The organism is Streptomyces sp. NPDC091387 (assembly GCF_044756945.1).
GTDB lineage: Bacteria > Actinomycetota > Actinomycetes > Streptomycetales > Streptomycetaceae > Streptomyces.
Genome location: NZ_JBIVTZ010000002.1, coordinates 401,617 through 422,119, shown reverse-complemented (window position 1 = coordinate 422,119; position 20,503 = coordinate 401,617). Strand labels below are relative to the sequence as shown.

Genomic DNA, 20,503 nt, shown 5'->3' with positions numbered 1-20,503 from the left:
CGGAGCAGGGGCAGAAGCGGCAGCAGCCGGTGCAGACGCCGAGCTCAGGAAGCCCGCCACGTCATCGAGCGTACGCAGCTCACCCAACCGCTCCGGATCGACATCACCCGACACCGGGAACCGCTCCTGCAACGCACCCAGGATCTGAACCCGCTTGATCGAATCGATCCCCAGATCCGCCTCAAGATCCATACCCGGCTCCAGCATCTCCGCCGGATAACCCGTCTTCTCCGCCACCACACCCAGCAGAGCTTCCAACACCGCACCGTCAACAGCAGCAGCAGGAGCGACAGGCTCCTCGACCACAACCGGAGCAACCTCCACCGGAGCAACTGGAGCCACGGGAGCGACCGGAACCACCGGCGCGACCGGAGCCGCCGGAGCCACCGCCACCGGAGCCGGGACAGCCTCCGCCGGGGTCTCCTCCGTGCCTCGCAGGGCGTCGATCAGCAGCCGGGTGGCGCGCTCATGGCTTGAGGCGATGGACGTGCCGTGCTCCTGGATCAGGCGCAGGGCGGCGTCGGTGTCGGGGTGGGCGCCGGAGCGGACCGAGTCCTCCAGGGACTGGACCGCCTGCTGGATCGTCGTGACGTGCGCGTCGAGGATCTCCGCCTGAAGGCCGAGCCCCTCCCGCACGACATCGCTCAGCTCGGCATCGGCGGGGGCGACGGCGGCCGGAGCCGCTGCCGGGACCGGGACCGGGACCGGAGCCGCGGCCGGCTGTGTCACCGTGGGCTCCGCCAGGGCTTCCTCGTACGCCGAACGGCGCGCGTCCGTCACATAGTTGATGCCGCGCAGCGGAATCGTCAGGCCCTTGCGGACCGGCACGACCAGCTCCGGCTCCGTGTGGTCGTCGATGCCCGTGACCGGCAGGCCGAGCACGGCGAGCTCGACGACCGCCCGCTTGAGGGCCACCTCGCTGTCCTTGGCGGGGCCGCCGTCGACCGCGAGCGACACGACGTCGTCCCGGCCCTCCAGGATGCGGCCGATGAGGTCCGACAGCACCCGCTTGGGCCCGAACTCGACGAAGACGCGGTACCCGTCGGCGTACATCTGCTCGATGCGGGCGGCGAAGTCGACGGGCTGGAGGAGCTGGTCGACGAGGGTGCGGCCGTTGGCGGCCTGGTCGGTGCCGTATGTCGCGCCCGCGGTGTTGGCGTACACGGGGACGGCCGGGGTTCCGAGTCCGACGCGCTCGACGGCCTCGCGGAAGGCGTCCGCGGCGTGGGCGACGAAGCGCGTGTGGAACGCGGCGGAGACCGGGAGGCGCTTGGCGTGGACACCGCGGCCCGAGGCGTCCGCCACCAGGCGGTCGATCTCGGCGGTGGGGCCGCCGACGACGATCTGGCCGGGGGCGTTGATGTTGCAGACGCTCACGTCGCGGTACCCGGCGACGAGCGCCTGGACGGCGGACTGTTCGGCACGGACCGCGGCCATCGCGCCCGGGTCGAAGCCGGTCGCGCCGGCGGGCGGGGCCATGGCGAGGCCGCGGGCGCGGGCGAGCTCGGCGAACCGGTCGTCGTCCAGCGCGCCCGCCGCCCAGAGGGCGGTGAGTTCACCGAAGGAGTGGCCGATCGTGCCGTCGGGGGTGAAGCCGAGCTTCTTGAACCACGCGAACTGGCCCGCCGACAGCGCGCCGATCGCGGGCTGCGCGAACTCCGTGCGGCGCAGCCGCTCCTCCTGCTCCTTGCGCACCTCGTCGGTGAACGCGGGCGGCGGGAAGACGGTCCTGCCGAGGGTCTCGGCGCCGCCGGTGAGCTGGTTGGCCTTGTCATAGGCCGCGAGCACCGAGGGGAGGGTCAGGGCGGCGCGGCGGCCCATGCCGACGTACTGGCTGCCCTGGCCGGCGAAGACGGCGGCCGTCTTCGCGCCCTGGGGCAGGGCGGCGCGGCGGTAGGTGATGCCCTTGGGGTGCTGCCAGGATGTGGCGTCCGGCTTGGCGCGCAGCAGCCCCACGGCGACGGTGCGCAGTTCCTCGAACTCCTCGTCGTCGCGGGCCACGATGCCGACGCGCGCGTCGCCCGCCGGGACCCAGCCGACCGGGTCGGCCGCGGTGCCGCGCTCCAGGGAGCGGGCGAGGGCCTCGGGATCGGCGGCGTGCCAGATGCCGGTGCGGGCGGTCGGGCCGAGCACCTTGGGCGCCTCCGCGACGTCGTGCTCCTCCAGCACCATGTGGAAGTTGGTGCCGCCGAAGCCGAACGAGGAGACGGCGGCGCGGCGCCGGTCGCGGGCCGGGTCGAGGACCCAGGGGCGGGCCTCGGAGCTCACGTAGAAGGGGGTGCTCGCCGGGTCGACGGCCTCGCTGGGCTTGTCGACGTTGATGGTGGGCGGCAGGACCTTCTGGTGCAGGGCGAGGGACAGCTTGATCAGGCCGGCCGCGCCGGCGGCGGCCTTGGTGTGGCCGATCTGCGACTTCACGCTGCCGACGGCCGCGTAGCCCAGGTCCGCGGGGGCGTCCTCCGCCTGGTCACCGGTGACGAAGGAGCCGAGCGCGGACAGCTCGGTGTGGTCGCCGACCGCGGTGCCGGTGCCGTGGGCCTCGAACAGCTCGATGGCGCCGACGGGCAGGGCCGCGTCCTCGTACGCGCGGCGCAGCGCGAGCTGCTGTCCTTCGGCGCGGGGGGCGTAGATGCTCTTGAAGCGGCCGTCGCTGGAGGTTCCGATGCCCCGCAGTACGGAGTAGATGCGGTCGCCGTCGCGCTCCGCGTCGGCGAGCCGCTTGAGGGCGAGCATGCCGATGCCCTCGCCGATCAGGGTGCCGTCCGCCGAGGCGTCGAAGGGCCGGATGACCTGGCTCTTCGAGAACGCCGGGGTCTTGCTGAAGCACATGTACATGAGGATGGTGTTCTCGGCGTCGCAGCCGCCGGTGAGCATGAGGTCGGCGCGGCCCTCGATGAGCTCGCTGACGGCGAGCTTGGTCGCGGCGAGGGAGCTGGCGCACGCGGCGTCGACGGTGCAGTTGGTGCCGCCGAGGTCGAAGCGGTTGGCGATGCGTCCGGCGACGACGTTGCCGAGCATCCCGGGGAAGGAGTTCTCCTCCCAGGGGATGTACGCCTTCTTGAAGCGGCGCGCGATCTCGTCCGCGTCGGCCTCGCTCAGTCCGACGCTGCGCACGACCTCCTTGATCACCGGGGTCTGGAGGCGCGCGGAGAGCGGCTGCGTGAGGGAGTTGGCCCCGGTCACGCCGAGGATGACACCGGTGCGCGAGGGGTCGTACCAGCCCGAGCCCTCGGTCCCGGCGTCGCGCAGCACATCGCGGGCGACGGTCAGGGAGAGCAGCTGGAGGATGTCCGTGACCTCCAGGGTGTTCGGCGGCAGGCCGAACTCCATGGGGTTGAACGGGGTCTCCGGGAGGAAGCCACCGCGGCGGGCGTAGGTCTTGTCCTCGGCGGTGGGGTCAGGGTCGTAGTAGTCGTCGGTGTTCCAGTGGCTGGACGGAACGTCCTCGATGCAGTCGTTCCCGTCCACGATGTTGCGCCAGAACTCGCGCACGTTACGGGACTTGGGGAACAGGCCGGCCAGCCCGACGATGGCGATGGGGGTTTCGGCCAGACGTGAGTAGTGCACGACGGTCCTCTCGGTCAGATGCGCCGGGTGGCGGGGCAGCGCTGGTGCGGTGGTCGGTCAGGCGACGGCGGAATCGGCCGGCCGTCCGGACAGCGCGGCTGCGGTACGCGGGTCCTGGAGCATCGTGTAGTGATCGCCCGCGACCGCCAGCCGTCGTACGGGGCGGTTGCTGAGCTGGCTCCAGCCGAGGTCGCCGCTGTCAGGGAGCAGCGACCGTTCGGGCTTGACGAGGGTGATCGACCGGTCCAGCGCGGCCGGTTCGTACGGGGCGGTGCAGCGGTTGTTGCGGGTCAGACCACCGTGGTAGGCGGTGTACAGCTTCCGCAGTCCGGCGAGTTCGGTGTCGGCGGGCAGCAGGCCCTGGGCGGTGGCCGCCGCCAGTACGGCGGGCAGTCCGTCCTCGGCCGCCGCGACCGGAGGCACGCTCACGGTGAACGGGCGGTCCCGTTTGGCGCCGAGGTACATCGCGAACCAGTCGAGCAGCATCCGGGGTTCCAGCACCTCGTCGGTGCGTTTGAAGGCGGGGACCGGTGCGATGCTGTCGAGCAGGACGAGCTCGTCCAGCTGCCCGGCGCGGCCCTCGGCTTCGAGCCGGGCGGCGATCTCGAAGGCCACCACGCCGCCGAAGGACCAGCCGACCAGCGAGAACGGCGTGTCGCCGGGTGCCGACGCGTCGATCTCGGCGAGGCAGCGGCCGGCCAGTTCGGGCACGGTGGCGGGTTCGGCCCGGGGGTCGAAGGCCGCCGTGAAGAAGGCCGGGATGTTGCCCAGGTCGAGCAGGGACAGTGCGGTGTCCGCCGGCAGCCGCTCGGCGAACGGCTGCCAGGCGGCGGGCGCCAGCGCCCCCGGGTGGACGGCGTAGAGCCGGCGGGCCGCCCCGGTGTCCGGGGAGGTCAGCGGGGTCAGTACCGGGCGGCCGGCGGAGGGGTCAGGCCGCTTCGGCATGGCGGGCGTTCTCCTCGGCTATGTGCTCGGACAGGGCGGCGATGGTCGGGTGGTACCAGAGCGCCGTCGCCTCCAGTTCGAAGCCGAGCCACTTCTCCAGTTCGCCGGCGAGAATCAGTGCCTCGGTGGAGTCGAGGTCGAATTCGTCGAAGTAGCGCTCGACGTCGACCAGGTCCTTCTCCACACCGAGCCGGACGGCGAGCTTCTCGACCAGCCAGGCCTGTGCTTCCAGAGCGGTGACACGCTGCATGGGAGTTCCCTCACTTCTTGATGTCGCGGGCAATGGACTCGGCGGCCTTGAGCCCCGAGACGTATCCGGCTTCGTGCGAGCCGATCAGGTCGTGGCCGATCTTCGGGGAGTGGAAGTACGATCCGGCGAGCTTGACCCGCCCCGTGTCGTTGACCGCGTAGATGGTGCGCTGCATGGAGCGCACGTCGAGGTCGATGATCGGGTGGGTGAAGGGGAGCTCGCGGATGACCGTCTCCTCGCGCGGGACGATCGGTGAGTCGAGGGTCACGAAGTAGTCCTTCCGGGCGGTGAAGCCCTGGAGGGAGTTCATGTAGTACGCGACCCAGGTGCGCGGGGTGCCGTCGACGGTCTTGAGCCCGTAGTTCCAGCTCTGCCAGCGGGAGCGGTCCGGCGGCATGCTGGAGGGGTCGGTGTGCAGTACCGCCTTGGTGGAGCTGTAGCGGACCTTGCCCAGGATGTCGGCCTGGAGCGGGGTGGGGCTGTCCAGGAGGGCCAGTGTCTGGTCGGCGTGCGAGGCGACGACCGCGTAGTCGTAGCGCTCCTCGCCGTCGGCCGTGGTGACGACGACTCCGGCGTTCTCGCCGTCCTCCTCGCGGATGCGGGTGACGGGGCTGGAGGTGCGCACCGTGCCGTTGAGGGCTCCGACGACGCGGCGCACGTACTCGATGCTGCCGCCGGAGACGGTCTTCCAGGCGACGGAGCGGCCGCCGAGGCCGCCGGGGTCGTGCGACATGAAGAAGGCGATGACGGTGGTGGCCGGCATTTCCCAGATCAGTTCGGCGGGCACCGACCAGACGGCGGTGGCGAGGAGCACGACGTATCCGTACTTGAAGGCGTCGGAGTAGCCGCCCCGGTCCAGGTACTCGCCGAGTGCCATGTCGGTGCGCTTGCGCAGGAAGTCGCGGGGCGCCTCCTTGTGGAAGCGTTCCGCGTCCCGCCACAGGGGCATGAAATCGGCCGGGTAGCGCCGGGCGATCTCCTCCTCTGCGAGCTCGAACTCGGCGGTGCCGTAGTCGAGTCCCCGGTCGAGGTCGAAGAAGTCGAAGCCGCCGGTGTGGTCCAGCGCGGTGGCCCCCACCTCCTGGAAGAAGGAGGTCAGCTGGGGGTACGTACGGGAGTTGAAGACCACGAAGGCGGTGTCGATCCCGATGGTGGCGCCGTCCTCCTCGACCTCCACGGTCAGGGCGTGCCCACCGGGCCGGTTCTCCTTCTCGTACACGGTGACATCGACATCGTCCGGCAGATGGTAGGCGGCGGAAAGGCCGGATATACCGGCTCCGATCACGGCGACACGAGTTGTCATGAAGGGTGGCCCCTCGGGTTCGGGCAGTTCTCCGGAAAGGGAAGGAGTCGCTGTGGTGCGACGGCCGCTGGAGCGCTGAGGGCGAACCCTCTTCAGGCATTCGGTCGTTGGTTCACCGCTCCGATCGAGCCGGCGGGCTGCGACGTGCAAGGAAAGTAATTCGAGCCACGCCGGAGGGTCAAACACCGCATCGCCGAACATGCGCGTTCCATCGAATTCATCGATGACCCGCAAAGGCGGTGTCCGGATCAACCGGTACCGGACACCAGGGGCACGAACAGGCCAACCCCGCCACTCCGGAGCGGTTGTGCACCACCACATGTCCGGATCGCCGTCGCGCGTGTCTCTGGTGGGTAGCGGGTATTCCCTGCTGTGATCACGCGCCCCATGCCGAAGAGGAGATTTCCCCCATGCCCACCATTCCCTGGATGCCCGGGGCCGCTGCCACCGAGTCCCCCGACTCCGGCGAGGCCGTGGTCATGGCGTCGAAGTTCGAGGTCAAGTCGCTGCTCAGCGTGCCGCGGTTCTTCCTGCTGTCGCTGGTGGTGTGGAAGCAGGTCCGTTCCGCGCCCGGCACCATCGGCGCGTCGCTGCGCGCCGAACCGTTCAAGAAGACGTTCTGGACCCTGTCCGCGTGGCAGGACCAGGAGTCGCTGGAGACCTTCTCCCGCAGCGACCCGCACGCGAAGGTGGTCGCGAAGCTGCGGCCGACGATGGACCGCTCGACGTTCGTCTTCTACGGTGCCGCCCGGAGCGAGCTCCCGCTGTCGTGGGACGACGCCGCGCTGCGCATCGCCGAGAAGCGGGGCAAGTGATGAGCGCGGAAACGGAGACGACGGCCGCCGCCGCCGCGCCCGCGAAGCCGGTCATCCCGCACGGCAAGCTGATCCTGACCGCCGCGTGCCTCGGTCTGTTCATGTCGTTCATCGAGGTGACGTCGGCGATCTCGACGCTGCGCGCCCTTCAGGTCGACATGAACATCGCCCCGGCGGACCTGAGCTGGGTGTCCAGCACGTACACCCTGGTCGTGGCGGCGTGCGTGCTGTCGGGCGGGGCCCTGGGCGAACGGTACGGACGGCGTCGGGTGTTCGTCATCGGCGTGGTCACACTCGCGGTCGGCTCGCTGGTCGTGGCGACGGCGGGCACCTTCCCCCAGGTGCTCGTGGGCCGGGCCGTCAGCGGGATCGGCGGCGCGCTGGTACTGCCGACCTCACTGGCCATCATCACCACCACGTTCTTCGTCGATCTGCCGCGCATGCTGCGGTACATCACGGTGTGGGTGTCGGTCTCCGGCATCGGTCTGGCCGTCGGCCCGCTGCTGGGCGGGGCGTTGCTGGACGCCTTCGCCTGGCAGGCGGTCTACCTGGTCAACACCCCGGTCGCCGTGGTCACGGTGGCGGTGACGCTGTACGCGGTCTCCGAGTCCAAGGTGCCGGACAGGCCGCTCGACCTGCGTGGCCAGTTCCTCTCGGTGCTGGGTCTCGGGACCCTGGTGTACGGGATCGCGACGGGCGGCCGGGCCGGCTACGACGACCCGGTCGTGCTGACCTCGCTGGTGGTCGCCGCCGTCTCGCTGTTCGCCCTGGTACGGGTGGAGCGGCAGGTGGCCGTGCCGATGCTGGACGTACGGATGATGGGCTCGATCCGGGTGTCGGCGACGCTGCTGGTGGCGGCTTCCGCGCTGTTCACGTTCGTCGGCGTGGTCTTCCTGGAGGTGCTCTTCCTCCAGCGCGTCCAGAACGTCTCCGCGCTGAGCACGGGGGTCCGGCTGCTGCCCGCCATGGTCTTCTTCGTGCTGTCGACGCTGGTGGCCCAGAAGGTCTCCGGGAAGATCGGTCCCGGCCGGCTGCTGGCCGCCGGTTCGCTGATCGCGTCGGTCGCGGCGGTGCTGCTGATCCGTCAGGAGCCGGACAGCTCGTACCTGGTCACGGCCGTGGGCCTGGCGCTGGTGGGCCTGGGCAGCGGGTTCGTGGTCGCCCCGTCGACCGCGGCCGCGTTCGCGGTGGTCCAGCCCGCCCAGATGGGTTCCGCGTCGAACGCCGTCACCGCGTTCCGGCAGGTCGGTTCGGTGCTGGCGACGGCGGTGCTGGGTGCCGTGCTGGCCGTCCGCTTCGTCGGGGCGCTGCCGCGGACGCTGGCGGACAACCACGTCCCGCCGCAGATCGCCACGGCCGTGGTGGACGTGGCCCGCAGCGGCAGCAGCGGCAGCGGCCGTCCCTCGCCGCCCGGGGTGACCGATGCCATCGCCTCGGGATTCACCGCCGGTATTCACACCGGCCTGTGGGTGGTGGCCGGCGTATCGTTCGCGGCCGCCCTGTTGGCTGCCGTATTCCTCGCCCGTAAAACGCCTTCCGCCTGAACGAGTGATTCCGTCCGATTCCGTCCGATCCTTCTGACCGTGAATCAGGGATTTCCCTGGCGGCCGGAAATCCTCGGGAAAGGATTCACGGTTCTCCACGGAGCCGATTTCATTTCACTCGCCGCCCACGACCGGGAACGGAAAGGGAATGGTTCGGGCGAGGCGAGGGAAAGCGGGAGCGGAGCACGAGGATTTCGGGCTCCGCGCCGGCCTCTGACAGCCCAGGAGTCCGGCAGACCGTCAGCCGGTCCAGCCGTCCGGTCACTCGGAGCTTCCGACCAGCCGTCCAGCCGTCCAGCCGTCCAGCTGCCCGTCCGGAGCTTCCCGGATCTACCGGGAGCCTTCGGGCGGGACTTCCGATCCCCGGCGATTCGGTGCGAACCGACCTCTACGCGCGTCCACTTGGCCGATTCTTGGGAAACGCATGCCCCATACATGAGGTGTTCCTCGCCAGAGTGGCGGATTACATGTGCACATCATTCGGCACATGCTCCGCACGCGAGACCCACATCGCAGGGGGTTACTTTGAGAATCAGCCGCGCCGGACGACGCGCCGGACTGAGCATGGCAGTGACACTGCCACTGCTCGCCGGTGCGCTCGCCCTCGGGATACCCAACGCAAGCGCCGACTCCGCACCAGTCGGCCGGGGCGCGCTCCAGGGCACCAAGCCGGCCTGGGCCACCGCCACGGCCGACCGGGGGGCCACGTCCGACAGCGGAAAGGTCGCCGTCCGGGTCCACCTCACCGGACGGGACGCGAAGGGGCTGGCCGCCTACGCGGCCGCCGTCTCCGACCCGCGGTCGCCGTCGTACGGGAAGTACCTGAGCGCCGCGCAGGCGCAGGCGCGGTTCGGGGCCACCCAGCAGCAGATCGACCGGGTCAGCCAGTGGCTGAAGTCCGCCGGGCTGACCGTCACCGGCGCCAACCAGCACTACGTGTCGGCGACCGGTGAAGTGGCCAGGACCGAGAAGGCGTTCAGCACCCAGCTGCGCGACTACCGCAAGGGCAGCCACACCTACCGCGCCCCGGCCTCCACCGCATCGGTGCCGGCCGCGCTGAGCGGCGACGTGCTCGCCGTCTCCGGCCTGGACAACGCCCCGCACAAGTCCAGCCACGACGAGGTGCTGCCGCCGCCGGACGCGGTGTTCCGCAACTCCGGCCCGACCTCCTCGTACTTCGGCTCGAAGACCGCCTCCACCCTGCCGAGCGCCTACGGCTCCAAGGTGCCGTACGCGGTCAAGGGCTACACCGGCAAGCAGCTGCGCGCCGCGTACGGGGCCGGGGACTACACCGGCAAGGGCGTGACCGTCGCCATCACCGACGCGTACGCCTCCCCCACCATCGCCCAGGACGCCGCCGAGTACGCCAAGCGCAACGGCGACGCACGGTACAGGCGCGGGCAGCTCAGCCAGGTGCTGCCGGACGACTACACGAAGACCGAGGAGTGCGGGGCCTCCGGCTGGTACGGCGAGGAGACCCTCGACGTCGAGGCCGTGCACGCCGTCGCGCCCGCCGCGGACATCGTGTACGTGGGCGGCGCGTCCTGCTACGACGACGACCTGCTGGACTCACTGAACAAGGTCGTCGACCACCGGCTCGCGGACATCGTCTCCAACTCGTGGGGCGACGTCGAGGCGAACCAGACCCCTGATCTGGCGCTCGCCTACGACCAGGTGTTCAAGATGGGCGCGATCGAGGGCATCGGCTTCTACTTCTCCTCCGGTGACGACGGCGACAACGTCGCGTCCACCGGCACCAAGCAGATCGACGTCCCGTCGAACTCCGCCTGGGTGACCTCGGTCGGCGGTACGTCGCTGGCCGTCGGCAAGCACGACACCTACAAGTGGGAGACCGGCTGGGGGACCACGAACGCTCCCCTGGCGGCGGACGGCAAGAGCTGGACCGGCTTCCCCGGCGCGTACACCTCGGGCGCGGGCGGCGGCACCAGCTCGACCGTGAAGCAGCCGTTCTACCAGCGCGGCATCGTGCCGGACTCGCTGGCGAAGGCGAACGGGAAGACCCGGATGCGCACGGCCCCCGACCTCGCGGCCGTGGCGGACCCGAACACCGGCTTCCTGGTCGGCCAGACCCAGACGATGCCCGACGGATCGCTGGGCTACGACGAGTACCGCATCGGCGGCACGTCGCTGGCGGCGCCGGTCATCGCCGGTGTCCAGGCCCTGGCGCAGCAGGCGCAGCACGGCCGGCCCATCGGTTTCGCCAACCCGGCGATCTACGCCCGCTACCAGTCGAAGGTGTACCACGACGTGACGGACCACCCGCTGGGCAAGGGCCATGACCTGGCCGTCGCCCGGGTGGACTTCGCCAACGGGTACGACGCGGCGGACGGTCTGCGGACCTCGGTGCGGAGCCTGGGCAAGGACGCCTCGCTGTCGGCGGTGCGGGGCTACGACGACGTGACGGGTGTCGGCACCCCGGCCCCCGGATACGTGAGCTCCTACCGCAGGCACTGATCCTCGGACCGGTGACGCGGCAGTACGCGGGAGCGGACCGACCGGCCGCCCCGGGGCGCGAGCCCCGGGGCGGCCGGTCGGCCGTTCCGCCGGGCCCGGGGACGGGGGCAGGGGCGGGAGCGGTGCTCAGGCGGAGGTGCGTTTGCGCGGGGTGCTCTTCGTGCCGCTCCGCTTCCTCGCCGTGGTCTTCTTGGCCGCGGACCTCTTCGCCGTGGTCTTCTTCGCTGCGGACTTCTTCGCTGCGGACTTCTTCGCTGCGGACTTCTTGGCCGTGGACCTGCTCGCTGAAGTCTTCTTGGCCGTGGTCCTCCCCGGCCCCGCCGTGGACTTCTTCGCGCCGGAGGCCGAGGAGCCGGACCGGCCGCCCTTGTGGTCGGCCATCGAGGTGACCTTCGCGACCGGCGCGTCCCCGCCGTCCCCCTCCGCCCCGCCGGCGCGGGCCTCCTTCGCGGCGCGGACGCTGCTCTCCAGGGCCGCGACCAGGTCGAGCACCTTGGCGCCGGAGTCCTCCGGCTCCGCCCGCCGCGGCACCTCACCGGAGATCTTGGCGGCGACGAGCTCCTCGACCGCCTCCCGGTAGTCGTCGCGCAGCGCGTCCATGTCGACCTCACCGAGGGTGGCCATCAGGGCGTCGGCCAGGTCCAGTTCGGCGTCGCGCACCTTCACGCCGGCATCCGGTGCGACCCCTTCGGGGGCGCGGATCTCGTCCGGCCAGAGCAGGCCGTGCATCGCGATCACGTCATCGACGACCCGCAGCATCCCGAGGCGCTCGCGCCCGCGCAGCGCGTACTTCGCGACGGCGACCTTCCGGCTCCGCTTCAGCGCCTCGCGCAGCAGGGTGTACGGCTTGGCGGCCGGGACCCCGTTGGCGGAGAGGTAGTAGGCCGCGTCCATCTGGAGCGGGTCAATCGAATCGGCCGGCACGAAGGCGACGATCTCGATCGTCTTGGCCGTCGGCAGCGGCAGCGAGCCGAGGTCCTCGTCGGTGATCGGGATCATCGAGCCGTCGGCGTCCTCGTAGGCCTTGCCGATCTCGGCCGCGGGCACCTCCTCCCCGTCCAGCTCGCACACCTTGCGGTAGCGGACCCGGCCGCCGTCGGTGAGGTGGATCTGCCGGAAGGAGACCGAGTGGTTCTCGGTGGCGTTGACCAGCTTGACCGGGATGCTGACCAGCCCGAAGGAAATGGCGCCGTTCCATATGGACCTCACCGGTCACCCCTTACATCCGAAACATCCGTATAGATCAGTAACGATCAGTAGAGATCCGTTTTACGTGTGATTCTTATCGTATGACGCCGATCACAGAGGTGGAGGGGCGGCGGCTGACGCTCAGCAATCTGGACAAGGTGCTGTATCCGGCCACCGGCACCACCAAGGGCGAGGTGCTGCACTACTACGCGGCCACGGCCGCCGACGCGCTGCTGGCGCACCTGCGGGAGCGGCCCGTGTCGTTCCTGCGCTATCCGGACGGTCCGGACGGGCAGCGCTTCTTCGCCAAGAATCCGCCCCCCGGTACGCCGTCCTGGGTACGGACCGCCCCGGTGCCGCACCACGAGAACGAGGGGGCCCGGCAGATCGTCGTGGCGGATCTCGCCTCGCTGATGTGGGCGGCCAACCTGGTGGTGGAGTTCCACACCCCGCAGTGGCGGGCCGGAACGCCGGGAGTGGCCGACCGGCTGGTGTTCGACCTGGACCCCGGGGAGCCCGCGAGCGTCGTGGAGTGCTGCGAGGTCGCCCGCTGGCTGCGGGAGCGGCTGGCCGCGGACGGTCTGGAGGCGTTCGGGAAGACCTCCGGGTCCAAGGGGCTGCACCTGCTCGTCCCGCTGGAGCCCACGGCGTCCGCCCGGGTGTCGGCGTACGCGAAGGGGCTGGCCGTTCAGGCGGAGCTGGAGCTTCCGGATCTGGTCGTGCACCGGATGAAGCGGGCGCTGCGGCCCGGGAAGGTGCTGGTCGATTTCAGCCAGAACGCCGCGGCGAAGACGACCGCCACTCCCTACACCCTGCGCGCGAGGTCCGAACCCACCGTCTCCGCGCCGGTCACCTGGGCGGAGATCGAGGAGTGCCGCAGCCCCGGGGAGCTGGTCTTCCTCGCCGGTGACATGGCGGCCCGGCTGGGGCGGTACGGGGATCTGCTCGGACCGCTCAACGAGCCGGGCCGGGGACGGCCGATTCCGGACACGGCGTAGCACCCGGGCCGTCCTGCCCGGGGCATACCGCACCGCCGCCTTTGTTGTCATGCCCAAAGGCAAAAGGCCGCATGTGGCGGGTGGATTGTCGGAGCGGTGGTGCACACTCTGCGCAGACACTGCTTCGTGGTGACGCGTGGGGAGGCGATGACGTGTTCGCGGGGATCGACGAGGTCGACTGGGCCTCGATGGAGCATGCCTACGGGCCTGCCGATGATGTGCCCGGCCTGCTCCAGGGCCTCGCTTCCGCCGATCCGGCGGAGCGCGAGGGAGCGCTGGACGGGATGTACGGGGCCGTGCACCACCAGGGGGACGTCTACGCGTGCACCCTCGCCTGCATTCCCTTCCTCTTCGAGCTCGTCGTGGATCCGGCGGTCCCGGACCGCGGCGGCATCGTCGAGCTGCTCACCAGCATCGGCGGCATCGACCTCGACGAGGACGACGAGGACGAGATAGACGAGGACGAGATCGAGGGCGCGGCGAACTACGCGATGGCGGCGGCGGCCGTCACGGCGGGCGCCGGGGTGTTCTTCGCGCTGATGGCAGACGACGACCCGGGAGTGCGGGTCTCCGCCCCGCTGGCGCTGGCCACCCTGCACGGCCACCCCGCGCGGGTCCTGACGCTGCTGCGGGACCGGCTGGCGGTGGAGCCGGACGAGGAGGTGCGGCTCGCGCTGGTCGAGGCGGCGGGGCGGGTGGCGCTGCGCCACCGTCAGCTGACCGACCAGATCGCGGACTGGCTGAGCCGGCTGGCCGCGGAGGCGTATCCGCCGGGGCTGCGGCTGGCGGCGCTGGCCCAGCTGGCGCGGTGCGCACCGCAGGCGCTGCCCGGCGACGTGGTGCGGGTGGTGGCGGGGCTGCTGCGGCAGCTGCGCTCCTCGCCGGTGGCCGCGGCCGCGGAGCCGGGGCCGCCGCGGGCGGCCGAGGCGCACAGCGAGCCGGAGCCGGCCGGGGTCGAGGAGCGGGCCGCGCCGGCGACCCTGGTGGGGCAGTTGCGGGCGCTGTCGGCCGAGGAGAGCGCGGGTCGCGCGGCGCCCTGGACGGCCGATCTGCTGCGGACCCTGCACGTCGGTCTCGATGACCGGGTCGCCGAGCGGACGGCGCTGCTGACCGATCAGCTGTGCAGCCCCGACCGCTGGCAGCGCATCGACGCGGTCCGGATGAGCAGCGGGCTGATCCGGGCCTGGCGCGGTTCCTACGGGGAGCTGGTGCGGCTGGTCGGCGAGCAGCTCGGCGCGGCGGAGCCGAGGCTGGCCGAGGCCGCCTCGCACGTCCTGGAGGAGCTGTTCGGCCTGGCCGCACCGGCCGCGGACGCGCTGGCGGCCCGGGTCGCGGCGGAGCCCGGGGCCTGGGTGAAGGAGTGGGCGAGCGGGCCGCCGGGGCTCGGCAGCGCGGTGAAGGCGCTGTCCCGGCTGGGCGACGCCCGCGCCGTGCCCGCGCTGGCCGCGGCGCTGGAGCGGCCCGAGGTGCCGCACGACGTGGGGTTCGCCATCGGCTATCTGGGGTCGGCGGCCCGTCCGCTGGCCGGTGCGCTGCGGCGCAGGCTCGGCGAGGTGGGCCTCGACGAGGGCGCGTACGACCGGGCGAGCCCGCTGCTGGCCGGGCTGACCGCGCTGCGGGCGGGCGAGGCCGCGCCGGAGGTGCTGCGGGTGCTGCGCGGGGCTCCGGAGTACCGCGGTGAGTGGCTGCGCACGGCGGCGCTGCGGGCGCTCGGCTCGTTCGGGCCCGCGGCGCGCTGTGCCGTGCCGGAGCTGCGGGCGCTGATCCGGCGTCCCGGCACCGCGGCGGCCACGGAGGCCGCCGAGGCGCTCTGGGCGGTCGGCGGGGACGCCGACGCCGTGCTGCCGGTGCTGATCGAGGGGCTTCAGGCGGAGCACGCGCACGAGCGGCGGTCGGCGGCGAGCGCGCTGGGGCGGCTCGGTGCGCGGGCAGAGGTGACCGCGCCGCGGCTGCGGGCGCTGCTGGGGCACGAGGAGCTGTGGCTGCGGGTGGACGCGGCGATCGCTCTGTGGGAGGTTTCCGGGCGGGCCAGGGAGTCCGTTCCGGTACTCCTGGCGGCCTGGGAGCAGAACCGCCACGTCAGGGTCCGGGTGGCCGGATGCCTGGCGCGGATGGGGGCCGCCGGCGCGGGGTCGGACGCGGTGCACGTGCTGCGCGCCGAGCTCGCCTCCGTACGCCGCCACAACGCGATGGACGGCGGCTACGGCAGCCATGACACATACGAGGACGAGAAGCTGCTGGCGCTCTGCCGCCGGGCGCTCATGGGTAATTCGGGGAAGGGACCCACAACATGATCATTTTCGGTACGCGAGGCTATCTCTACCAACTGGCCGTCATGACGATGGTCTGCGGCTGGTGCGGGAATCCGTCCGCGCACACCCTGCGCAAGCGGGTCACGAAGTTCACGCTGTTCTTCGTGCCGCTGTTCCCCTTCTCGACGAAGTACGCCACCCAGTGCACGTTCTGCGGTGGTGAGCAGAAGATACCCAAGGAGCAGGCCGAGCAGCTGCTGGCCCAGCACCTGGCGTCGCAGGACGGCAACCCGTTCGGGCAGGCGCAGCAGCAGGGCTTCGCCCCGGGTGCGCAGGGACAGGGCCAGGGCCAGAACCCGTATCAGCACTAAATACGCATAGGAGACTTCCTTCCGAATAAGGTCTACGCAGCCGGGGCCGTGCGTGAGCCCGCGCCCGCCGGCTCGACGGACCTCGGGAACGGAGAAAGCCATGCGTCCGCAGCACCGGGGGGTGCCGCGCGCGGCGGCCCTGCTGGCCGGCGCCGCCCTGCTGGCCGGATGCGGCACCGGTGGCGGGCTGAAGAGCACCGGACCGGCCCCGGCCGCCATCGGTCCGGCCCGCCTCTGGCCGGAGCTGCCGCCCGCCTCCGCCGCTCCGTACGACTACGGCGAGGGCGAGACCGCGCACATCCCCGGCATCACGGTTCCGGGCGGCGACGTGCGCCGGCTGGACCCGGTGGCGGTGGTGCGGGCGGGGCTGAGGGTCCGCGTCGAGACGGACAAGCGGCGGCTGGAGCGGGTGCTCGGCAACCTGATCAGCAACGCGCACCGGCACGGCCGCCCGCCGGTCGTCCTGACGGTCGACGGGCCGGTGGTGACCGTACGCGATCACGGCGACGGCTTCCCCGAGTACCTGACCGCGGGAGGTCCGCAGCGCTTCCGTACCGAGGGCGGCAGCAGGGGGCACGGTCTCGGACTGACCATCGCCACCGGGCAGGCGCGGGTGATGGGCGCCAGGCTGGTCTTCGAGAACGCGCCGGACGGCGGGGCGGTGGCCCGGCTGACGCTGCCGGAGTACGAAGGCCGCGAGGAGGATCCGCCGCCGGACCACCGGCCCTGACGGTCCCCCACCGGAACCCCACGAACCTCCGCACTAACACATAAGGGAAATAACCCCCACCTCTTGCTACGTTGCCTGGCATGACCGCAACGACAGCGGACGCGCCCCCGCCCGAGCTGCGCCTGCCCAAGCGGCGCGGTGTGGAACTCTCGCTCCTCATCGGGGCCGTCCTCATCTCCGTCTACGGCTACGCCGCCGTCGGTCTGGCCAGGAACAACGCGGTCCCGCCCGATGTCGCCGGGTACGGCGGCGGCCTCGGGCTGCTCGCGCTGCTCGCCCATCTCGCCGTCCGCTTCCGCGCCCCGTACGCCGATCCACTGGTGCTGCCCATCGCCGTCCTGCTCAACGGCCTCGGCCTGGTGCTGATCTACCGGCTCGACCTGGAGACCCCGAAGGACCAGGCGGCCCCCACCCAGTTGGTCTGGTCCACGCTCGGCGTCGCGTTCTTCATCGCGGTGGTGGTGTTCCTGCGCGACCACCGGGTGCTCCAGCGGTACGCGTACCTCTCGGTCACCGCCGCCCTCGCCCTGATGATCGTGCCGATCTTCTTCCCCGCCGTGAACGGCGCCAAGATCTGGATCAGGGTCGGCGGATTCTCCTTCCAGCCGGGCGAGTTCGCCAAGATCCTGCTCGCCGTGTTCTTCGCCGCCTACCTCGCGGCGAACCGCAACGCCCTCGCGTACACCGGCCGCAAGATCTGGAAGCTCCAGCTCCCCACCGGCCGGGTGCTCGGCCCCATCGTGGCGATCTGGCTGTTCAGCGTCGGAGTGCTGGTCCTGGAACGCGACCTGGGCACCTCGCTGCTCTTCTTCGGCCTGTTCGTGATCATGCTGTACGTGGCGACCGGCCGCACCGGCTGGATCGCCGTCGGGCTGCTGCTCGCCGCCGTCGGCGCGTTCGTCGTCGGCTCCTTCGAACCGCACGTGCACAGCCGGGTACAGGACTGGATCGACCCGTTCGCCTCCATCGACGCGGGCCGGGGGCCCGGCCAGCTCGCCCAGTCGCTGTTCGCCTTCGCGGCCGGCGGGATGCTCGGCACCGGGCTCGGGCTCGGGCACTCCATCCTCATCGGCTTCGCCGCCAAGTCCGACTTCATCCTGGCGACGGCGGGCGAGGAGCTCGGCCTGACCGGGCTGACGGCGGTCTTCATGCTGTACGCGCTGCTGGTGGCGCGCGGCTACCGGGCCGGGCTCGCCCTGCGCGACTCGTTCGGGCGGCTGCTCTCGATCGGCCTCGCCTCGATCCTGGCGCTCCAGGTGTTCGTGATCGCGGGCGGGGTGATGGGGCTGATCCCGCTGACGGGCATGGCGATGCCGTTCCTCGCCCAGGGCGGTTCGTCCGTGGTCACCAACTGGATCATCGTGGCGCTGCTGATCCGGGTCAGCGACCTGGCCCGCAGACCCCACCCCGACCAGGTGGACACCGGAGTCATCGCGCCCATCCTGGAGGACGAGCTGTGATCCCGTACGCGTCGACCGTGCGGGAGGCCCGGCCGTGATCCGCTACATCCGGCGCGCCGCCGCCTTCTGCCTGCTGCTGCTCGTGGCGCTGCTGCTGAACGCCGCCCGCGTCCAGGTCTTCGAGGCCTCCTCCCTCGACGACAACCCCGCCAACCGCCGCATCACGATCGACCGTTACGACCAGCCCCGCGGCAACATCCTGGTCGACGGCCGATCCGTCACCGGCTCGAAGGACACCGGCGAACAGCTCGCGTACGAGCGCACCTACCGCTACGGCCCGCTGTACGCCCCCGTGACCGGATACGCCTCGCAGACGTACGGCACCACCCTGCTGGAGAACGCCGAGGACGCGGTCCTCTCCGGCACCGACCCGATGCTCGCCCCGCTCCCCTTCTGGAACGAGATCACCCGCAGCCGGCAGCCCGGCGGCGACGTCGTCACCACGATCAAGGACTCCATGCAGCGCGCCGCGTACGAGGGACTCGGCGGCCGGCGGGGCGCCGTCGCGGCCGTCGAGCCGACGACCGGGAAGATCCTGGCGCTGGTCTCGACCCCCTCGTACGACCCGGGGCGGCTGTCCGGTACCGGTTCGTCCGTCACCGACGCCTGGCGGCAGCTCAACTCGGAACGGAGCCGGCCGATGCTCAACCGGGCCATCCGGCAGACGTATCCGCCCGGCTCCACGTTCAAGATCGTGACGGCGGCGGCCGCACTGGACGCCGAGGTCGTCACCGACCCGGACGACGAGACCGACACCCCCTCCCCCTACGTCCTGCCGGGCACCACGACCACGCTCCCCAACGAGGCGAGCGGCTGCGCCAAGGCCTCCCTGGCCGAGGCGATCCGGGTCTCCTGCAACACCGTGATGGCCCACCTCGGGGTCCAGGTCGGCCTGGACGGCATGGTGGACGCGGTCGGTAAGTTCGGCTTCAACGACACCGGGCTGAAGATCCCGTCCGGGGTGGCGAAGAGCAACTTCGACACCGACATGAGCGACGACCAGCTGGCCCTCTCCTCGATCGGCCAGTTCGACACCACGGCGACCCCGCTGCAGATGGCGATGGTGGCCTCGGCCGTGGCGAACGGCGGCGAACTCATGTACCCGCACCTGGTGGACCGTACGACCACGCACAGCGGCTCCACCGTCCGCACCACGGGGTCGCGCTCCTACCACCGGGCGATGGACCCGCGGACGGCGACGCAGCTGCGCCGGATGATGATCGACGTGGTGCGGGACGGCACCGGCGCCAACGGGGCCATCGACGGGGCCACGGTCGGCGGCAAGACCGGCACGGCGCAGCACGGCATCGACAACACCGGTACGCCGTACGCCTGGTTCATCTCCTGGGCGCAGGCGCAGGACTCCGCCCGGCCGGCCGTCGCGGTCGCCGTGGTCGTCGAGGACGCCGCCGCCGACCGGGCCGACATCAGTGGCGGCGGCAGTGCCGCGCCGATCGCCCGTTCCGTCATGGAGGCGGCGCTGGGAGACTGAGCGCATGACTGCTTCCAGGCAGGTGCCCGGGGCGCTGGCCGCGATCGAGCGGGAGGACCCGCGGCTCCGCGCCTTCCTCGACGTCTGGCGCGAGGAGGCGCTGGCCCGGCTGCCCGGCGCGTCCCGGCTGCCGCTGGCCGGGCTCCCGTTCGCGGTGAAGGGCCCCGCCGGAATCCGCTCGTACGCGGCCCGCCGGCTGATCGCGGCGGGCGGTGTCCCGGTCGGCTCGACCTCCGTGCCGGGTCCCGGCACGTACTGGCAGACCTGGGGTCTCGGCGCCCACGGCCGCACGGTCAACCCGTGGCGGCCGGACCGGACGCCGGGCGGTTCCTCCGCGGGCTCCGCGGTGGCGGTGGCGGCGGGGCTGGTGGAGCTGGCGACCGGGAGCGACGGGGCCGGGTCGGTCCGCATCCCGGCGGCCTGGTGCGGGGTGTTCGGCCTCAAGACGACCAACGGCCTGCTGCCCTCCCCCGACCGCTCGGGGCTCGCCTCCGCCGGGGTGCTGGCCCGGTCCACCGCGCACGCGCACCTGTATCTGCGCTGTGTCCTGGACACGTACGAGCCCGCCGTGACGGAGCTGCCGCTGCGCGCCGTCTACAGCCCGGACCTCGGGTACGCGGACGTCGACCCGGAGGTCGAGGCGGTGGTGCGGGGCGCGGTGCGGCGGCTGGCGGCGGCCGGGGTGATCCGGCTCGCGGACACCGGCTGCGAACTGCTCGACCCGGCGGCGGCCTGGCAGGCGGTGCGCGCCGGCCGGGCGGCGGCGCCCGACGAGGAGCTCCGGCGGGAGAACGACCGCAGGCTGGACGCCCTCTTCACGGACACACCCCTGCTCCTCACCCCGGTCACCCCCAACCGCCCGCACGGCCACGAGGGACCGGGCGAGCTCTTCTCCACCGCCCTGACCTGGGTGTTCAACCTGAGCGGACATCCGGCGGCGAGCGTGCCCGCCGGGTTCACCGCTGACGGCTGCCCGGTCGGGCTCCACCTGGTGGCGCGGCGCGGAGCCGATGTCGCGCTGCTCGGAATGGCCGGTGCGGCGGAAAGGGTGCTGACCGGTCTGCGGCCATGACAGCCACTGACCCACGGTCCACCGCACCTGCGTGAACACGG

14 protein-coding genes and 1 pseudogene are annotated in these 20,503 nt (G+C 71.7%); 10 read left to right on the top strand and 5 right to left on the bottom strand.

Annotation, left to right across the window (positions count from 1 at the left end; genetic code table 11):
- The 4 genes from ACIQM0_RS06185 to ACIQM0_RS06170 form a co-directional block, all read right to left on the bottom strand.
- Nucleotides 1-3,567: beta-ketoacyl synthase N-terminal-like domain-containing protein (locus tag ACIQM0_RS06185; RefSeq protein WP_401283939.1), on the bottom strand; the 3,567-nt coding region annotated here is incomplete at its 3' end.
- A 57-nt stretch (nt 3,568-3,624) separates the two neighbouring features.
- A complete protein-coding gene (locus ACIQM0_RS06180) occupies nt 3,625-4,512 on the bottom strand; it encodes a thioesterase domain-containing protein (RefSeq protein WP_401283937.1) in 888 nt (295 codons plus the stop codon).
- Nucleotides 4,496-4,762: an acyl carrier protein gene (locus ACIQM0_RS06175; protein ID WP_363028674.1), complete on the bottom strand. Its 267-nt coding sequence runs from the start codon at nt 4,760-4,762 to the stop codon at nt 4,496-4,498. The genes ACIQM0_RS06180 and ACIQM0_RS06175 overlap by 17 nt, the downstream gene beginning before the upstream one ends.
- Before the next feature lie 10 nt (nt 4,763-4,772).
- A complete protein-coding gene (locus ACIQM0_RS06170) occupies nt 4,773-6,065 on the bottom strand; it encodes an NAD(P)/FAD-dependent oxidoreductase (protein ID WP_401283934.1) in 1,293 nt (430 codons plus the stop codon).
- A gap of 410 nt (nt 6,066-6,475) precedes the next feature.
- Here ACIQM0_RS06170 and ACIQM0_RS06165 point away from each other — a divergent pair, with 410 nt between their 5' ends.
- From ACIQM0_RS06165 to ACIQM0_RS06155, 3 genes are all read left to right on the top strand, one after another.
- Nucleotides 6,476-6,880 (top strand): DUF3291 domain-containing protein, encoded by a 405-nt coding sequence (locus tag ACIQM0_RS06165; protein ID WP_363028670.1) that lies wholly within the window; start codon nt 6,476-6,478, stop codon nt 6,878-6,880.
- On the top strand, nt 6,880-8,424 hold the full coding sequence (locus ACIQM0_RS06160) for an MFS transporter (RefSeq protein WP_401283932.1): 1,545 nt from the start codon (nt 6,880-6,882) through the stop codon (nt 8,422-8,424). The genes ACIQM0_RS06165 and ACIQM0_RS06160 overlap by 1 nt, the downstream gene beginning before the upstream one ends.
- Nucleotides 8,425-8,988: 564 nt before the next feature.
- Nucleotides 8,989-10,899, top strand: a complete 1,911-nt coding sequence (locus ACIQM0_RS06155) for a protease pro-enzyme activation domain-containing protein (protein WP_401283930.1) — start codon at nt 8,989-8,991, stop codon at nt 10,897-10,899.
- Between the two features lie 126 nt (nt 10,900-11,025).
- On the opposite strand, the gene ACIQM0_RS06150 is transcribed toward ACIQM0_RS06155, so the two are convergent.
- Complete coding sequence (locus ACIQM0_RS06150; protein WP_401283928.1) at nt 11,026-12,108, bottom strand: Ku protein; 1,083 nt, start codon at nt 12,106-12,108, stop codon at nt 11,026-11,028.
- Nucleotides 12,109-12,188: 80 nt separating this feature from the next.
- Here ACIQM0_RS06150 and ligD point away from each other — a divergent pair, with 80 nt between their 5' ends.
- The 7 genes and pseudogenes from ligD (at nt 12,189) to ACIQM0_RS06115 (ending at nt 20,462) form a co-directional block, all read left to right on the top strand.
- Nucleotides 12,189-13,085 (top strand): non-homologous end-joining DNA ligase, encoded by an 897-nt coding sequence (gene ligD, locus ACIQM0_RS06145; protein WP_401283926.1) that lies wholly within the window; start codon nt 12,189-12,191, stop codon nt 13,083-13,085.
- Between the two features lie 152 nt (nt 13,086-13,237).
- Complete coding sequence (locus ACIQM0_RS06140) at nt 13,238-15,379, top strand: HEAT repeat domain-containing protein (RefSeq protein WP_401283924.1); 2,142 nt, start codon at nt 13,238-13,240, stop codon at nt 15,377-15,379.
- Entirely contained in the window at nt 15,376-15,708 is a 333-nt protein-coding gene (locus tag ACIQM0_RS06135) for a zinc-ribbon domain-containing protein (RefSeq protein WP_401283922.1), read from the top strand. The genes ACIQM0_RS06140 and ACIQM0_RS06135 overlap by 4 nt, the downstream gene beginning before the upstream one ends.
- Before the next feature lie 364 nt (nt 15,709-16,072).
- Nucleotides 16,073-16,438, top strand: a pseudogene (locus ACIQM0_RS06130) (sensor histidine kinase); the annotation flags it as partial.
- Nucleotides 16,439-16,518: 80 nt separating this feature from the next.
- Complete coding sequence (locus ACIQM0_RS06125; RefSeq protein WP_401283920.1) at nt 16,519-17,898, top strand: FtsW/RodA/SpoVE family cell cycle protein; 1,380 nt, start codon at nt 16,519-16,521, stop codon at nt 17,896-17,898.
- 34 nt (nt 17,899-17,932) lie between these two features.
- A complete protein-coding gene (locus ACIQM0_RS06120) occupies nt 17,933-19,390 on the top strand; it encodes a peptidoglycan D,D-transpeptidase FtsI family protein (RefSeq protein WP_401283918.1) in 1,458 nt (485 codons plus the stop codon).
- A 4-nt stretch (nt 19,391-19,394) separates the two neighbouring features.
- On the top strand, nt 19,395-20,462 hold the full coding sequence (locus ACIQM0_RS06115; protein ID WP_401283916.1) for an amidase family protein: 1,068 nt from the start codon (nt 19,395-19,397) through the stop codon (nt 20,460-20,462).
- Nucleotides 20,463-20,503 lie beyond the last annotated feature (41 nt).

Bases quoted from the DNA above. Each gene is read 5' to 3' on its own strand.
- ACIQM0_RS06180 (WP_401283937.1), bottom strand. From the start codon at position 4,512: ATGCCGAAGCGGCCTGACCCCTCCGCCGGCCGCCCGGTACTGACCCCG.
- ACIQM0_RS06175 (WP_363028674.1), bottom strand. From the start codon at position 4,762: ATGCAGCGTGTCACCGCTCTGGAAGCACAGGCCTGGCTGGTCGAGAAG.
- ACIQM0_RS06170 (WP_401283934.1), bottom strand. From the start codon at position 6,065: ATGACAACTCGTGTCGCCGTGATCGGAGCCGGTATATCCGGCCTTTCC.
- ACIQM0_RS06165 (WP_363028670.1), top strand. From the start codon at position 6,476: ATGCCCACCATTCCCTGGATGCCCGGGGCCGCTGCCACCGAGTCCCCC.
- ACIQM0_RS06160 (WP_401283932.1), top strand. From the start codon at position 6,880: ATGAGCGCGGAAACGGAGACGACGGCCGCCGCCGCCGCGCCCGCGAAG.
- ACIQM0_RS06155 (WP_401283930.1), top strand. From the start codon at position 8,989: ATGGCAGTGACACTGCCACTGCTCGCCGGTGCGCTCGCCCTCGGGATA.
- ligD (WP_401283926.1), top strand. From the start codon at position 12,189: ATGACGCCGATCACAGAGGTGGAGGGGCGGCGGCTGACGCTCAGCAAT.
- ACIQM0_RS06135 (WP_401283922.1), top strand. From the start codon at position 15,376: ATGATCATTTTCGGTACGCGAGGCTATCTCTACCAACTGGCCGTCATG.
- ACIQM0_RS06125 (WP_401283920.1), top strand. From the start codon at position 16,519: ATGACCGCAACGACAGCGGACGCGCCCCCGCCCGAGCTGCGCCTGCCC.
- ACIQM0_RS06115 (WP_401283916.1), top strand. From the start codon at position 19,395: ATGACTGCTTCCAGGCAGGTGCCCGGGGCGCTGGCCGCGATCGAGCGG.